Below are 15,026 nucleotides of genomic sequence, written 5' to 3'. Positions count from 1 at the left end.
GGATCATGGCGAACTACACCGCCGCTGACGTCAAGAAGCTCCGTGAGCTCACGGGCGCCGGCATGATGGACTGCAAGAAGGCGCTCGACGAGGCTGACGGCAGCGTCGACAAGGCCGTCGAGGCCCTGCGCATCAAGGGCCAGAAGGGCGTCGCCAAGCGCGAGGGCCGCTCCGCCGAGAACGGCGCCGTGGTCTCCCTCATCGCCGACGACAACACCTCCGGCGTGATCGTCGAGCTGAAGTGCGAGACGGACTTCGTCGCCAAGGGCGAGAAGTTCCAGGCTGTCGCCAACTCGCTCGCCGCGCACATCGCCAAGACGTCCCCGGCCGACCTCGAGGCGCTGCTCGCGTCCGAGATCGAGGCCGGCAAGACCGTCCAGGCGTACGTCGACGAGGCCAACGCCAACCTCGGTGAGAAGATCGTCCTGGACCGCTTCGCGCAGTTCTCGGGCACCTTCGTCACCGCGTACATGCACCGCACCATGCCCGACCTGCCCCCGCAGATCGGTGTTCTGGTCGAGCTGGACAAGGCCGACGCCGACCTCGCCAAGGGCATCGCGCAGCACATCGCCGCCTTCGCGCCGAAGTACCTCTCCCGCGAGGACGTCCCGGCCGAGGTCGTCGAGTCCGAGCGCCGCGTCGCCGAGGAGACCACCCGCGCCGAGGGCAAGCCCGAGGCCGCGCTGCCCAAGATCGTCGAGGGTCGCGTCAACGGCTTCTTCAAGGAGGCCACCCTCCTCGGTCAGCCGTACGCGCTCGACAACAAGAAGTCCGTCCAGAAGGTTCTGGACGAGGCCGGTGTCACCCTGAAGCGCTTCTCGCGCATCAAGGTCGGCATCTGAGTCAGTACCGCGATCGACGGTAGACCCCGCTAGGGTCGACAGCGGTCGCCCGCGTACTCACGCAGTACGCGACGTACGACCGCAGGATCTGACGAGGAGGCCATTGCCGAGCATGGGATGCGAACGACACCCCACCGGCAGTGGCCTTCTTCGTATGTGCGCCGAGCAAAAAGAAGCGAGAACTCCATGACCACCAAGGCCGACACAAACAGTGGCGACGAAAAAGTCCCCGGTCGTTTCCTGCTGAAGCTCTCCGGTGAGGCATTCGCCGGCGGGGGCGGCCTTGGCGTCGACCCCGACGTGGTGCACGCGATCGCCAAGGAGATCGCCGCGGTCGTCCGCGACGGTGCCCAGATCGCGGCCGTCATCGGCGGCGGCAACTTCTTCCGCGGCGCCGAGCTGCAGCAGCGCGGTATGGACCGGGCGCGCTCCGACTACATGGGCATGCTCGGCACGGTCATGAACTGCCTCGCGCTGCAGGACTTCCTGGAGAAGGAAGGCATCGAGTGCCGCGTCCAGACCGCCATCACGATGGGCCAGGTCGCGGAGCCGTACATCCCGCTGCGCGCCGTACGGCACCTTGAGAAGGGCCGTGTGGTCATCTTCGGTGCCGGTATGGGCATGCCGTACTTCTCCACCGACACGACCGCGGCGCAGCGCGCCCTGGAGATCGACGCCGAGGCCTTGCTCATGGGCAAGAACGGCGTCGACGGGGTCTACGACTCCGACCCCAAGACCAACCCGGACGCGGTCAAGTACGACGCGCTCGGCTACGGCGAGGTCATCACCCGCGACCTGAAGGTCGCCGACATGACCGCGATCACCCTGTGCCGCGACAACAAGTTGCCCATCCTGGTCTTCGAGTTGCTCTCCACCGGCAATATCGCCCGTGCCGTCAAGGGTGAGAAGATCGGCACACTCGTGGGTGACGGGGGTACCCGCGCCTGATCCCGGGGACGCCCCCGGGGGATGGACAAAGCCCTGCCGGTCGGACACGGTGCAGGGAAAGAGACGCGACGCAGCCGACGCCCCATGGACTCCCCCTACTTCACCGTGTGGGGGCGCCCCAGCCCACTCACAACACCAGGAGCAAGTGGTGATCGAAGAGACCCTCCTCGAGGCCGAGGAGAAGATGGAGAAGGCCGTCGTGGTCGCCAAGGAGGACTTCGCCGCGATTCGCACAGGCCGTGCGCACCCGGCGATGTTCAACAAGATCGTGGCCGACTACTACGGCGCCCTTACGCCGATCAATCAGCTGGCCTCGTTCTCGGTGCCCGAGCCGCGGATGGCCGTGGTGACCCCGTTCGACAAGAGCGCGCTGCGCAACATCGAACAGGCGATCCGCGACTCCGACCTCGGCGTCAACCCCAGCAATGATGGAAACATCATCCGGGTGACGTTCCCCGAGCTGACGCAGGACCGCCGCAAGGAGTACATCAAGGTCGCCAAGACCAAGGCCGAGGACTCCAAGATCTCGATCCGTTCCATCCGCCGCAAGGCCAAGGAATCGATCGACAAGGCGATCAAGGACGGCGACATCGGCGAGGACGAGGGCCGTCGCGCGGAGAAGGAGCTCGACGACACCACGGCGAAGTACGTCGCTCAGGTGGACGAGCTGCTCAAGCACAAGGAAGCCGAGCTGCTCGAGGTCTGAGGGCTCGTGGTCTGAGGACTGAGGAATCCGATCCGTGAACGACTCTTCCTGGGGGGCGCCTCCCAGAGCCGGGTACTGGGGGCCGCCCGACCAGGGCCCTGCTCAAGGGGCTGCCCCGGCAGGTCCCGCGTACGATGCGCATGACGCCCTGTATCCATCAGAGACGCGGCCCATGCCCATCGTGCCCGACATGCCTGACGTGCCTGAAGTACCCCAGGAGCCCATGCCCAGCGCAGCATCACAGCCCGCCCCTGAGACGCCGCGAGCGCCTCGCGCGCCGCAGAAGAAGAGCGCGGGCCGTGACCTCGGGGCGGCCATAGGAGTCGGCGTGGGGCTCGGCGCGGTGATCGTCGCGTCGCTCTTCATCGTGAAGGCCGTCTTCATCGGCGTCATAGCGGTCGCCGTCGTGGTCGGTCTCTGGGAGCTCACCTCGCGGCTCGAGGAGCGCAAGGGCATCAAGGCGCCGCTGGTCCCGCTCGCGGTGGGCGGCGCCGCGATGGTCGTCGCCGGATACGTCCGCGGGCCCGAGGGCGCCTGGGTCGCCATGGCGCTCACGGCGCTCGCGGTGCTCGTCTGGCGGATGACCGAGCCGCCCGAGGGCTATCTGAAGGACGTCACGGCGGGCGTCTTCGCGGCGTTCTACGTCCCGTTCCTCGCTACGTTCGTGGCGATGATGCTCACCGCGGACGACGGCGCGATGCGGGTGCTCACGTTCCTGCTCCTGACCGTGGTCAGCGACACCGGGGCGTACGCGATCGGCTGGCGCTTCGGCAAGCACAAGCTCGCCCCGCGCATCAGTCCCGGCAAGACCCGCGAGGGCCTGGTCGGCGCGGTGACGTTCGCGATGGCGGGGGGCGCGCTGTGCATGGAGTTCCTGATAGACGGCGGCACGTGGTGGCAGGGGCTGCTCATCGGCCTCGCGGTCGCCGCGAGCGCGACACTCGGTGACCTCGGCGAATCCATGATCAAGCGTGACCTCGGCATCAAGGACATGGGCACGCTGCTCCCCGGCCACGGGGGCATCATGGACCGCCTCGACTCCCTGCTGCCGACGGCTCCGGTGGTGTGGCTGCTGCTGGTCGTCTTCGTGGGGTCCGGCTGACCTGCGTGTGCGTACGTACGTGAGGGGCTCGTCGTCCATGGGGGCGGCGGGCCCCTTTTCGTATGCCGTATGCCGTATGCCGCCTCTCGGCTGCCAGGCCCGAAGCTGACGCCTCTCAGCGGGCGTCCTGCCCGAGGGTCAGTGGTGCTCCGACGCCGTGCGGGTGGATTCGGGCGCCGGGGTCTGCGACGCGTCGGTGCCCGGTCCGGGGGCCCGCGGAGCGTCCGCATGCTCGACGTGGAACCGGTGTCGGCGCGGGTGTGCGTCAGCGCCCACCGTGCGCACCCCGGATGCCAGCTCGTGGGTCCAGAGGTCCGGCCTCCGCCTCCGGGCCATCAGCACGTACCCGCCGATCAGGACCACGACGAGAACGATCAGCAACACCTGCGGAAAGTGGTCGATCAGCTTCCACTGGATCGCGCGCGTGTCCGCCGCCGTAGCGTCCCGGACCCGGCGCACCACCCACGACGGCCCGTACAGCAGGACCATCGACGCGGCCACGAGGGTCGCCATCAGCGGGAGAGTCACCACGCCCAGCAGCGACGCGCGGACCCCGATCCGCCACAGCGCCGGCCGTCCGTCGCCCTCGGTCGGCGCCAGCTTCAGCAGGAGAAGCCACTTGCCCGGGGTTGTCCTCGTCAGCCAGGGCAGTACGACGAACCACACGGCGAAGACCGCGACCATCACCTGCGGTATGGGATGGGAGTCGCTGTACACGTCTTCCGCCGTGGCCAGGAGCACGAGGACGGTGACGGCCGAGACTCCAGTCAGGTCGACAAGGAGCGCCACCAGGCGCCGTCCGAGGGTGACGGACTGTCGGGCCGGCGTCGTGTGATCCAGCGTCTCCCACGTCGGGAGCAGTCGGGCCAGCGGCCCGGCCACGTACCAGCCGAGCAGCGCTCCCGCGGTGTTGAGCAGCAGGTCGTCGACGTCGAACAGACGGTACGGGCACGGGTAGGCGCCCCACAGCGCGGTGCCCTGCGTGACCTCGAAGAACAGCGAGGCGCCGAAGCCCGCGACGGCCGCGGCGGCGACGCCGCGCCGCAGGTGGTAGCGGACGAAGACGCCCAGCGGAAGCAGCAGGGCCAGGTTCAGGACCGCACCGCTGACTGCGGGGTTCTGGAGCACCAGCGCGTTCAGCGTGACCTTGTGGTGCGCCTCCTTCCAGATGTCGCTGAAGGTGTTGCCCGGGATCCACTGCGGGCGGGCGGCCGCCGCGAACGTTTCGCACATGTCCGCTGTCCGCTTGGGCAGCGGGACGAGCGTCATGCACAGGGCCGTGATCGCGTAGTAGAGGAAGCCGAGGAGCGATAGGACACGCCACTGCGACAGGGTGCCGTGGCGGCGGTACAGGACGACCGCCGTAGGGAGGAAAAGCACCAGCGCGAGGAGCGGGAAAAGCGCTGCTGCCGTCTTCATCGGCAAAAGGTACGCAGAAGGCATGCGGGAGACTATACACAGTCTCTATACATTGCATGTATAGGCGGGTGAGCTGCGGCTTTGCGTAGGAAGAGAGGATTACGCGGTCTTTGACCGCCACTAGGCCACCCAGTCGCGTCAGTAGGCCACCCGGTCGTGCCAGTAGGCGACCCAGTCGTGAGCGAGGTGGCCCATGCGCTTCTTCCAATCCTGCGGATCGCTGCGGGCGATCTCGCCCCACGTCCGGGCGTTCGCTTCGGAGAACGCGGCGACGGATGCCTGCGGGGCCGCTGCCCATGACGGGAACTGCCGACGTGCCCAGCTGTCCGCGGCTTCCGCGGTGTGTCCGGCTTCCATGAGCCGCGGGATGAGAACGGCGGGGTCGATCCATGCGGCTCCGCGGGTCGGCCATGCCCAGTCGATCAGGTGGGCGCGCTCGGTGACGAGCACGTTGTGCGGCGCGAGATCGGTGTGCAGCAAGGTGTCACCGACGAGCTGCTCGACGCCGGCGGCGCCCGCGTAGCCGCTCCACCGATCCTCGGCGCGCTTGAGGTCGATGTCGGGGCACGGCATGTTCTGGAGCTCGACCAGGGCGCGGGCGACGAGCGGCAGATCGGGGGAGCCGGGTGCGTAGTCGGCGTGCCGGGCGACGAGGTGCTCGTATCCGAGCAGGTCCCATCCTGCGACCTGCTCATGCCAGAGCAGACGCGGGGAGGCCGGGGGGAGGTACGGGTTGATGGCGACCTCGCGCTGCTGTGTGCGGGCCTGTGGGTGGTCGGTGGGCACGCCCTTGATGAACAGCGCTGCGTCGGCGGTGTACACGGTGGCAGCGATCCCGGAGTTGGCGCCCGCCTCGGCTGTGCGGGTGCGCAGAATCGGGCCGGTGCGCTGCTCGATGGTCTCGCGCGCGGTGAGGGGCAGGTCGTCCCAGTGGATACGGGTTACGGGCATGTGGGGTTCCTGGGTGGACGGACGAGCCGCCCTCGACCTTATGGCGGGTGAGGGCGGCTCGGTGCGCGTGTCGGTTCAGTACGGCTGGTCGTCATCGGCCTGGCACGAGCAGCCGAGGCTCTCGGAGAACGTGCCGATCTCCTGCGTGATCCGGAACTCGTGATCGCCGATGGGCCGGGATGTGATCGCGACGGGGAGCGGTAGCGGTCCGGCAGTCGGTACGGTCGGGCGGGGCGTGATCGCGAGCATCACGGGGCCGGGGGATCGGGTCTCTTCCGTGGTGTGGAGCTCGACGGCAATTGCCATGGATTTACCTCACTTGTTCGGGCTCGGGGTGCTGGCAGTACATGTTTCGAGGTGCCTTCGCCTCCTGGTAGAGCTTGGCCATGGGGCGGCAGGTGGTGCAGCCGCCCGGGTTGCCGTCGGCGTCCTTCTGACCGAACGTGCAGCTGGCGCAGCCCCCGGTACGAAGTTGTAGGCCGTCGGCGATGCCGCCGAGGCGTTTTAGTCCCTCGATCCCTTCCTGCAGCAGGGGGATGTGCGGGTCGCGGCCGATCTTGCATATGGACGCGTGGCCGAACGGATCAGCGTGAAAGAAGGTGTGTCCGGCATTGCAGCCGGTGAACGGCTTCCGCTTGCGCAGGTACTTTGCGGCCTGCTCAGGGATCGGGGTCGCGTCGCCCTGGATCGTGGGCGACATGTTCGTGAACACGAACACCTGCCCGTAGGGCTCGCTGAGCTGTTCCATGGCGGCGAACTCGTCGGCGTTGTCCTTGGTGATGACGATGTTCAACTGCAAGCGCAGGCCGGCCTCGCGGGCGGCGTCGAGTCCGCGGATGAAGCGGCCGAATGCGCCCCGGTTGCGGGTGAATCCGTCGTACGTCTCTTCGGTGGCGCCGTAGACGCTCAGGGACAGGTGGTGGGGAGGGCGTTCGGCGAGAGTTTCCAGGATCTTCTGTTTGTGGAGCTGCGATCCGTTGGTCGAGATTGTCAGCATAATGCCGAGGTCGTAGGCGTATGAGTACGCCTCGGGGAACTCGCGGTCGATAAGCGGTTCGCCGCCTGTGATCTGGAGCCAGAGCACGCCGACGTCGCGCATGATGTCGAGTAGGCGAACCTTGTCGGCCCACGGCAGCCCCTCGAACCGCTTCAGGCCCAGGTAGCAGTGTGAGCAGTCGTAGTCACAGCCCTTGTTGATCTCGTAGGACGCGCGGGCCATGCCGTACGGAGAGGGTGCGCGAACGAGGACGGTTTCGCCCAGGGGCCGATGTGCGGGAAGGTCGAGCCCCCATGCTTGGCGGGCGCCGTCGAGGAGCCACTGCGGCGCCTCGGTGCCGGTGCTCGCAGCCTTGCTCAGTTCGAGGAACCGGGCGAGCGGGATCTGCACCCCGTTGTCGTTGCCGGGGCGTAAGACGAGGTACTCGTCGAGGAACGGACTAGCGATCAGTTCGTGCGTGGGTGGGGGCATGGTTCCCTTCCGGCGAGGGGAATGGGCGAGCGGCGGCGCTTCCCTGCATCAGTTCGTGGAGGACAGCCCGGGCTTTGCTGCCCATGGCGTCGGCCAAGTGATCAGCCAGCAGCTCGGCCTCTGAGGGCAGCAGGACCATCTCTGTGTCTGCTGTATGCAGACCGTTCTTCGACAGCCACACCGGAATCCGAATGCGCCCCGCATTGTCCTTGTAGGCCGTGCGACTGGGGATCGGCTCCACGCGCCAACCCCGTGGGGCAGACGATTGTCTCGGCGACTCCGGATTGGTCGGCATGGCTTCATCGTCGACCCGGCGAGGACGCGGATCTAGCGCTATTCGCGTTGAGGACTAAAGATCAACGGCGGAACGACCAGGCCCAGGCGGTCAATTGCTCGCGCGCGTCCTCTCCAAAAGTGGCGTGTTCCTCGTAGCCGGTGAACCGGTCGAGGAGTGAGCGAACGTCCTTGGGGTCGCGAAAGACAGCCGCACCTAGGTCTGTCTCGATCGTTGCTAGACGGTCGTCGTAGATCGTGAACGTACTCAAGGGAGTGTTGCTGAACTTCCTACCCATGGGTAGCACGCCAATCCGAATGTTTGCCTGGAGGGCGAGCGAGGCCAGCCGGTCAATCTGCATGGCCATTGCGTCTGGTGAGACCAGCGGGTATCGGATGGCTTGCTCCGTGAGCAGGAATGTGAAGCGCTTCGAGCGGTCGAGTAGAACTGCCTGCCGTTCAAGCTTCATACCAACGGCCTTGGCCTGTTGAGTCGGTGGCGTGTGCGCGATGCTCTCCCGGATGTAGTCCGGTGTTGCCAGTAGGGCCGTGGTCATCGACAGCAGGAAGTACCGGAACTCTCTGGTGGCTGCTTCGATTCCGGCAAGTTCTAGCTGCTTCTTGTCCAGCCCTTTCCGGTGCAGGGCCTTGCGGTCCTGCCATTCCGTCTGCGCTATGCGAGCCATGGCCATTACTTCGGCTGCGGCAGCGGGGGAAACGCTCAGAGCCCTGAGGATCTGCTCGACGTCGACCAGTGACGGGCGGAGCTTGTTCCCTTCGATGCGGCTGATCTTGGACTGAGACATGTTGCAACGCGCAGCAAGCCGGACCCCAGAGAGTCCGGCTTGATTGCGGAGGCGTTTGAGCATGGCTGCCAGTTCGAGGCCAGACTGGTCAAGCTCGTCAGGCTCTATGGCCACCGTTCACGTACTCCTCGAAGGGCACCGACTCGGCCATCGCGATCCGCTGGTATTCGAGGAACGGGGACGCGTCCCCTGCGAACACCTCGCGATTGATCTGCGTGCCGTCGTCCTCATAGTTCATGAGGACGACTTCCGCGCGGTCGAACATCCAGAAGTCCGGGGCCCCATCAAGAGGGTTGGGGCGGTTGGTCACATCGAGGATGCGGATTTCTTCCCCTGCCCGAGCATGCACCTCGTAGAACCGGGCGAACTCGAACCGCAGGTAGTCGGAGAGCGGCTGCGTCACGATGTGCACGCGGCCGTTGTGCTTGCCCTCGGCGCGCTGCCGTGAGACGCGTTCTGTGTATGAGGATGCGGTGTAGGGCGTCATGGGCCGACCTTCGCGGAAGGCTGTGAACTCACCCGCTTCCTGCGGTACGAGGTACTGCGGAAGAGTCTCAAGCCGCCAGGCTTCTTGATTGATCTCCGCGAATCGACGACGCCACTCGTCACCATCCAAGAGCACGTACGGCCTCCCTCAACACTTCCTCCGGGATCTCCACCAGGGCCTCACCGGACGGTGGTGTGAATGCCTCTGAGACGCTCCCTTGAACGACGACCGAGCCGCTTGCTGTCCTGTAGACGTTCGGGCAGTCCTCCTCGCCACACGTGCCGTTGCCGTTGCCAGTGAGCCGGGTCAATTCCTCGCGTGCCATGGACGACGAACCCCCTAGTCCTGGGCCCCTGCGGGCCGGTCCCCTTGACGCTACGGGGGTGGTTTGAAAGGCGTCTATGCGAGTGCGCGTTTATGCGCGTACTCGCATAAAGAGGCCTCCAGCCTGCCGAGGCGGACAGGAGGCGTTGCTACGCGGTGAGATGGTCGAACTCGCCTGCTTTGACGCCCGTGATGAAGGCTGCCAGGTTGGCGCGACTGGTGACGAGGATGTTGTCGGGAACGTCGCTCTCGCGCATCACGATCCCGCCCTCGTGCTGCGCCATCTCGACGCAGTTGGGTCCATCGCCGCCTGAGAACGACGACTTCTGCCACTGTATGGATCCGCTCATGCCTACGTGTCTCACAGTTCCCGTGCGATGTGATGGATGATGCTTCGCGATTCGTCTGGATCAAGGGACGCATGCTCGGCGATGTCGAGCAGAGTCGTGTACTTCAACAGGTCGGCCTCGGCATCTAGGAACTGGTTCCCCGAGGCACTGTCGAGCTGCACGGTGTCGAGTTGGGACACAACGCCCGTGGCGTACAAGACCGGTTGAGTGACCTCGATGAAGTCCTCGCTCGTGAAGGGAATCACTCGCACGGTGATACTGGGGCTGCGTGAGGCCGCCATCAGGTGTTCAAGCTGCTCACGAGCAACCTTGCGGCCGCCGAAGCGCATGCGCAGTGCCGCCTCGTGGATGATCGCCATGAACGTTGGCGGGGACTCGCGCTCGAAGATGGCTGTCCGCTTCATTCGGTGCTCGACGCGCAGTTCGACCTCGTCGAGCGGCAGCTTGGGGCGGACCCCCGAGAACAGGGCGTGCGCGTATCGCTCGGTCTGAAGCAGACCGGGAAGGGTGACGCTCTGCATTGACCGGAGGTGTAGGGCATGGTGCTCGAGTTCGGCGATGTCCAAGAAACCAGGGACAAGGATGCCCCGGTACTCGTCGAACCAGTACTGTCCGCGACGCTCGCGTGCGATGGCGCACAGCGCATCGATCAGCGCCTTGTCGTCGCATTGATAGAACGTGCATAGGCGGCGGATGCGTTCATCGCCGATGCCGACGCGTCCCGCTTCTATGTGGCTGATCTTGGCTTGGTCGGTGGACAGCAGTCCAGCGGACTCACGCGCAGTCTTGCCTGCGCGGTCGCGCAACTTCCGCAGTTCCGTGCCCAAACGGGCCTGACGTGCGGTGGGGTTGTCCCTCGGCGGCATAGTCCCTTTCCCCTTGTCTGCCCTGAGTGTGTCGCGTAATCGCTCCACTGGTCCACCCATTAGGGCCATAGTTACGGAACACCCTTGCTCCGGAGCATAGTTGCCCCCTAAGTTCCCGAGTGGCACCACGCAGCACGCCGGTAATCCCGCAGTGCAGCCGCTGACGCACGCCCTCGTGGGTGCGTCATCCCTCAATCCATGGGGCGGCCAGAGCCACGGTGGCGAGCAGCGCACACTACAACCGCGTTGGGAGACGAAAAGATGCCTGCAGCCTTAGCACCTGCTGCGCTCCACGCACCAAAGTCCTCTACGACCTACCGATTGACCGCGGCGAACGTACCGACAGCCGCTGTCGTGCTGCGGAACCTGGTTGTCACCCTGTTCTGCACGACGGGGCACGAGGCGCTTGCACAGACCGCACGCCTCTTGACGAGCGAGATCGTCACCAACGTCTATCGCCATACGGCGACGCGCATTGTGCACGTCGAGGTGACGGTCGACGAACGCCAAACCTGGGTCTGTGTGCACGACGACAAGCCGCGCTACAGCCTGACGCCCCAGTCGGTGGTAGACGGCGAGGGCGGCCGTGGCCTATCCATCGTCGACGCCTGCGCCGACGCTTGGGGAATCACATACTTCGGCGAACCAGAGCCGACATCAAAGGCAGTGTGGTTTCGCCTCGTTGAGTGCGACGGGGGCGACTTGTGACCACGCCGAGCATGGTGCATGTCTCCGTGAACGGACGCACGGGCGCTCCGGATGAACTGTGGCTCCACTTCGATATGACTCTGCTCGTCGGACAGCCTCCTGACCTTGCCCGGTGTACCACCTATCAAATGGGCGATGATGTCAGGCTGTTGGAGAGTCGGCTGCTCGACGCGGGGAGACGGCCCCTTTAATGCCGAACGGGCATGTGGGGAATCGTCGATCCCAGCTTCTGGGAGCCCGGTACGCACGGAGGCTCGTCGGTACCTTGTTCAAGGCGCCCCCTCGCCATGACGCCACTGCGTCTGCCCAGAGCCCCACGTGTCCCACTCGGGGGCGGGCTGGCGGAGGGGTACAACCCTGAGCACGTTGAGGGAACTCGTATCGTCGATCCGACGCCCGGTCCCGCAGGCCGTGACGGCGGGTACCGAGTGCTCTACGACGCGGGCTACGAGATCGACCACATGCGGGAAGAGATCTTTGCCCGGACCCCGAGCGCTGCCGAATCCAAGCTCCTGCAGCTCCCCGCTGGGGAGTGGGTTGTCGAGCTGCATCGCACGACCTACACGGCGGATGACACCGTGGTGGAGTTCGCCATTGGCGTTCATGCGGCTAAGCGTTTCGCGTGGTCCTACGACTTCAAGGTGCCTGACTCGGCGCAGGAAGAAGGCGACAAGGCGTGATCTCCGTACAGGCGTGGGCCGATGCGCAGGAACTCTGGGACTTCCAACTCATGGGCCACGAACCCAGGCGATGCTCGGTGGCGATCGGGCTCGGCAGTCACGACCTCGGGGTAGCTGACGTCACGGCTGACCTGTATCGCCGTGGCTTGGCCCCGCTGATTGTCTTCACCGGGGCCACCAGCCGTACGACGCGGGAGGTCATGCCGAAGGGTGAGGCCGAGCACTACCGTGAGCGGGCCTTGCAGCTTGGAGTGCCGGCGGACGCGATCCTCGTTGAGCCGCGGGCTCGGAACACAGGCGAGAACATCGCGCTGTCGCGGGCCCTGCTGGAAGAGCGCGGGGTGTGCGTCGAATCTGCGCTATTGGTCAGCAAGCCGTACGAAGAGCGTCGGTCCTACGCCACAGCGTGCAAGATCTGGCCGGACGTGACGTGGGTGAGTGCATCTGCGGCCATGACGTTCGCGGAGTACGTCATGCTCGTTGGGGCACAACAGCGGCTCATGGTCTATCCGGAGCAGGGATTCATGATCAGCCACGAGATTCCGCAGTCTGTCATCGAGGCATTCGAGCGCCTGCGAGCGTCAAGGTTCACCAGCTGCTTGATTCGCGACCGGTCGGACAAGGATCTCAAGCAAGGGTGAGTGTCTGGGACGGCCGTCGTCGTTGGCCGCGACTAACCGGTGCAGCGCGTCGGAGTTGTCACGCTGCCCCCACTCGCGCCGGAAGCTGTCGGCTGGATCAGCCGATCGGCTCTCTATCGACGCAACGGTCACTCAAGCCCAGCGGAGCCATGGCGAAGCAACCCACGTTCTCCCTTCATCTCGCCGTAGTTCCCAGATCAGAGTTCTTTCGGCGTAACTAGTGTGGTGTGGTTGGTCTCGGCGCATAATGGATGGAGCGAATCGATCTCTATCCTGTGAGGGTCACTGTGCCGGATCGCTCGTACATGACTCCACGCCCCTGGAACAGTCGCGCTTTCTCAATGCCTGCGCTGCAGGGGGGTGGCGAGAATCAAATCAAGGTACTTGAGACTCTTCTGGTGGCCCTTTCCTCCGGGGTCGATGTTGATGCCCCGATCGATCTGCCCGGAGAAACTGACGCGCAAGTTTCCTTCTCCTATGTAGGGCAGCGCTTGCAACCCACAGGCCTTATTACGCGTACTGGGCAACGCTCTTGGGTACTTGCTAAAGCGGCAGAAGAGTGGTTGCAAACGAAAGATAACGGCTACCTGATTTCCGTTCTGCACGCTCATATAAAATTTATTGGAGAACTTCTAAGTGAGGCCCGGGAGGGTGTCACCCAATCCGATCTCCTTGCGATTGCGGAAGAGAAGTATAACTGTTCCTGGAACTCGCTTGATCAGATAAGGCGACGGACCGCTTGGTTGCGGTCAGGCGGTTTTGCGACTCTCGACTTTAATCACATGATTCATCCGACTGGAGCTGGACTGGAACTCCTCGATAATTTGGAACTGGCTCAGCCTGGAACTTTCCGTCGAAAGGGTGCGGGTCGAGTCGACGTAGATTCGTCCGTCGTGCCTGATCCTCATTCTTCGATCAGGGAGGCCCTCAGTCAAGCTGACCTGAGTGGGCGCAAACATAATATTGGTTATATCCCTCGAAGTGACGGTGATGCTTTCATATCCATTCGCAAGTTCGTTGAGGCCTTGAGCAACGAAACGAGCCGCGAAGATATAGATGAGTTTGCTGCATCGGAGCTTGGCTTGCGGCCGTCATCATCTGCGGCTGCGCTGAGTAATCTCAAGAATGCTGGCCTTGTTGAGCAAGTCGGCTTTAGCCTTTACAAGTCGACGGATATCGGTAAGGCCTGTACGGAGGCTACGCATGATCTCGACCTACTGCGTGTCATGCACTGTAAGTTCGCTTTCGTCGGGGAGATACTTGAAGCTCTTGAAGAAGTCGACACCCCTAGGGATCTAGCAGCGATCGGCAGGACACGTTACGGGTTGCCGACGGAGGCTATATCTGAGGTGCGGACCCGGCTGCAGATGCTTCGAAAATGCGCCCTTGTTGAAGAAGTGGCTTGGGGGCGCTACCAGCTCCTGCCGCTTGGTCGCGCGCTTGCTAGGGAACTCCCAATGGCATCGCCTCTGGAGGGAGGGAACGCGACTCAAGCTTCAGAGCGCGGCCTACTAAAGGAAACTGTTGACGTCTCCGCTGAGCTCTCTGAAGAATTGGCGGCAACAGCCCGTGATTCTTCGAAGCCTGAGCGCTTCGAAAAGGCTGTTGCTGACGTGTTTAGGTTTCTGGGCTTCGACAGTCAGCTTCTAGGCGGCTCCGGGCAGACCGACGTTTTGGCCTCGGCGAAGCTTTCCGGCGAGATGAAGTACAGCATTATCGTGGACGCGAAATCGTCGGCATCGGGTAAAATCCCCGAGACGCAGGTAAATTTCGACACGCTGAAAGAGCATCGGGCGGAGAACGCTGCGCAGTACGCCTTGGTAGTGGGGCCAAGTTTCCCGAGTTCCAGGATGGCGGATCGAGCGCAAACGCACGGTATTGGGTTGGTCGAGGTCCCGGAGCTGATCGAGTTGATTCGGCAGCATAATCTGGCTCCCTTATCACTCCCAAAGCTCCGTGAATTTATGCAAGTCACTGGAATGGTTAAAGCGGCGACCCTAGATAAAGCATGGGCGCGAGAAAAGCGACTATTTTTGTTGTGTGATCGCGTAATTCGCCAACTTGAAGCTGAGGCGAAGAATACGGACCAGGTCACGTCGGGGGCTCTGTCCGCTCATGACCTCTACTTGATTCTGCGGGCTGAGGTGGAAGATGCGCCTTCGCCGGATGAGATCGAGTCTGTCCTTTCGTTCCTTTCTTCATCCTTGGTGCACGCAATACAGAAGAGTGGCTCCCAGTACGCGATCCTGGAGAGTTCTCGAATCACGGCAAGGCGTCTTGAGGTTCTCGCTAGTAACTTCTCGACGCATGACGAGTAGTAGCTCATGCCGCGTGGTTTGGAGATCCAGCTGACGCGTGCGGAGCATGACGGGCTGTGCTCACTGGCGGATGATGCGACGCGGGCTGAGGGCTGTTGGCTTCGAACCGCTCTCCTCTTCCCGGTTGGGTGCTCGTG

General features: G+C 64.1%; 17 protein-coding genes and 1 pseudogene. 8 read left to right on the top strand and 10 right to left on the bottom strand.

Features of this window, described 5'->3' with window-relative positions:
- Positions 1–5: 5 nt before the first annotated feature.
- The 4 genes from tsf to ACZ5CR_RS10490 all read left to right on the top strand — a co-directional run bounded on the left by tsf (position 6) and on the right by ACZ5CR_RS10490 (position 3,598).
- Complete coding sequence (tsf, locus tag ACZ5CR_RS10505) at positions 6–842, top strand: translation elongation factor Ts (RefSeq protein ID WP_389908938.1); 837 nt, start codon at positions 6–8, stop codon at positions 840–842.
- Between the two features lie 186 nt (positions 843–1,028).
- Complete coding sequence (gene pyrH / locus ACZ5CR_RS10500; RefSeq protein WP_389908935.1) at positions 1,029–1,790, top strand: UMP kinase; 762 nt, start codon at positions 1,029–1,031, stop codon at positions 1,788–1,790.
- 148 nt (positions 1,791–1,938) lie between these two features.
- Entirely contained in the window at positions 1,939–2,496 is a 558-nt protein-coding gene (gene frr, locus ACZ5CR_RS10495) for a ribosome recycling factor (RefSeq protein WP_351165429.1), read from the top strand.
- Between the two features lie 34 nt (positions 2,497–2,530).
- Entirely contained in the window at positions 2,531–3,598 is a 1,068-nt protein-coding gene (locus ACZ5CR_RS10490) for a phosphatidate cytidylyltransferase (protein WP_468855723.1), read from the top strand.
- 138 nt (positions 3,599–3,736) lie between these two features.
- On the opposite strand, the gene ACZ5CR_RS10485 is transcribed toward ACZ5CR_RS10490, so the two are convergent.
- From ACZ5CR_RS10485 to ACZ5CR_RS10440, 10 genes are all read right to left on the bottom strand, one after another.
- Entirely contained in the window at positions 3,737–5,017 is a 1,281-nt protein-coding gene (locus tag ACZ5CR_RS10485; RefSeq protein WP_468855721.1) for a VanZ family protein, read from the bottom strand.
- Between the two features lie 138 nt (positions 5,018–5,155).
- On the bottom strand, positions 5,156–5,968 hold the full coding sequence (locus tag ACZ5CR_RS10480; RefSeq protein ID WP_468855720.1) for an aminoglycoside phosphotransferase: 813 nt from the start codon (positions 5,966–5,968) through the stop codon (positions 5,156–5,158).
- A gap of 75 nt (positions 5,969–6,043) precedes the next feature.
- Positions 6,044–6,274 (bottom strand): hypothetical protein, encoded by a 231-nt coding sequence (locus ACZ5CR_RS10475; protein WP_468855717.1) that lies wholly within the window; start codon positions 6,272–6,274, stop codon positions 6,044–6,046.
- 4 nt (positions 6,275–6,278) lie between these two features.
- Positions 6,279–7,355, bottom strand: a complete 1,077-nt coding sequence (locus ACZ5CR_RS10470) for a radical SAM protein (protein WP_468855714.1) — start codon at positions 7,353–7,355, stop codon at positions 6,279–6,281.
- A 49-nt stretch (positions 7,356–7,404) separates the two neighbouring features.
- Positions 7,405–7,677, bottom strand: coding sequence for a hypothetical protein (locus ACZ5CR_RS10465; protein ID WP_468855713.1), 273 nt, complete (start codon positions 7,675–7,677; stop codon positions 7,405–7,407).
- A 115-nt stretch (positions 7,678–7,792) separates the two neighbouring features.
- Entirely contained in the window at positions 7,793–8,629 is an 837-nt protein-coding gene (locus tag ACZ5CR_RS10460) for a Scr1 family TA system antitoxin-like transcriptional regulator (RefSeq protein ID WP_468855711.1), read from the bottom strand.
- Positions 8,613–9,137, bottom strand: a complete 525-nt coding sequence (locus ACZ5CR_RS10455; protein ID WP_468855709.1) for a DUF6879 family protein — start codon at positions 9,135–9,137, stop codon at positions 8,613–8,615. The genes ACZ5CR_RS10460 and ACZ5CR_RS10455 overlap by 17 nt, the downstream gene beginning before the upstream one ends.
- Positions 9,121–9,327, bottom strand: coding sequence for a hypothetical protein (locus tag ACZ5CR_RS10450; protein WP_468855706.1), 207 nt, complete (start codon positions 9,325–9,327; stop codon positions 9,121–9,123). Before ACZ5CR_RS10450 ends, ACZ5CR_RS10455 begins: the two co-directional genes overlap by 17 nt.
- Positions 9,328–9,475: 148 nt before the next feature.
- On the bottom strand, positions 9,476–9,676 hold the full coding sequence (locus ACZ5CR_RS10445; protein WP_468855704.1) for a DUF397 domain-containing protein: 201 nt from the start codon (positions 9,674–9,676) through the stop codon (positions 9,476–9,478).
- A gap of 11 nt (positions 9,677–9,687) precedes the next feature.
- Complete coding sequence (locus ACZ5CR_RS10440) at positions 9,688–10,542, bottom strand: helix-turn-helix domain-containing protein (protein WP_468855701.1); 855 nt, start codon at positions 10,540–10,542, stop codon at positions 9,688–9,690.
- A gap of 321 nt (positions 10,543–10,863) precedes the next feature.
- Between ACZ5CR_RS10440 and ACZ5CR_RS10435 the strand changes: the two genes are divergently transcribed.
- The 4 genes and pseudogenes from ACZ5CR_RS10435 (at position 10,864) to ACZ5CR_RS10420 (ending at position 14,889) form a co-directional block, all read left to right on the top strand.
- Positions 10,864–11,250, top strand: a complete 387-nt coding sequence (locus tag ACZ5CR_RS10435) for an ATP-binding protein (protein ID WP_468855700.1) — start codon at positions 10,864–10,866, stop codon at positions 11,248–11,250.
- 338 nt (positions 11,251–11,588) lie between these two features.
- Positions 11,589–11,930 (top strand): annotated as a pseudogene (locus ACZ5CR_RS10430) (UTRA domain-containing protein); the annotation flags it as partial.
- Positions 11,927–12,571, top strand: a complete 645-nt coding sequence (locus ACZ5CR_RS10425) for a YdcF family protein (protein WP_468855698.1) — start codon at positions 11,927–11,929, stop codon at positions 12,569–12,571. The pseudogene ACZ5CR_RS10430 and the gene ACZ5CR_RS10425, both read left to right, overlap by 4 nt.
- Before the next feature lie 341 nt (positions 12,572–12,912).
- Positions 12,913–14,889 carry a restriction endonuclease gene (locus tag ACZ5CR_RS10420; protein ID WP_468855697.1) on the top strand — a complete coding sequence of 659 codons (1,977 nt, stop codon included), beginning with the start codon at positions 12,913–12,915 and terminating at the stop codon, positions 14,887–14,889.
- Positions 14,890–15,026 lie beyond the last annotated feature (137 nt).

Source organism: Streptomyces sp. NPDC031274 (assembly GCF_055570235.1).
This window is presented reverse-complemented; position numbering and strand designations above follow the sequence as displayed.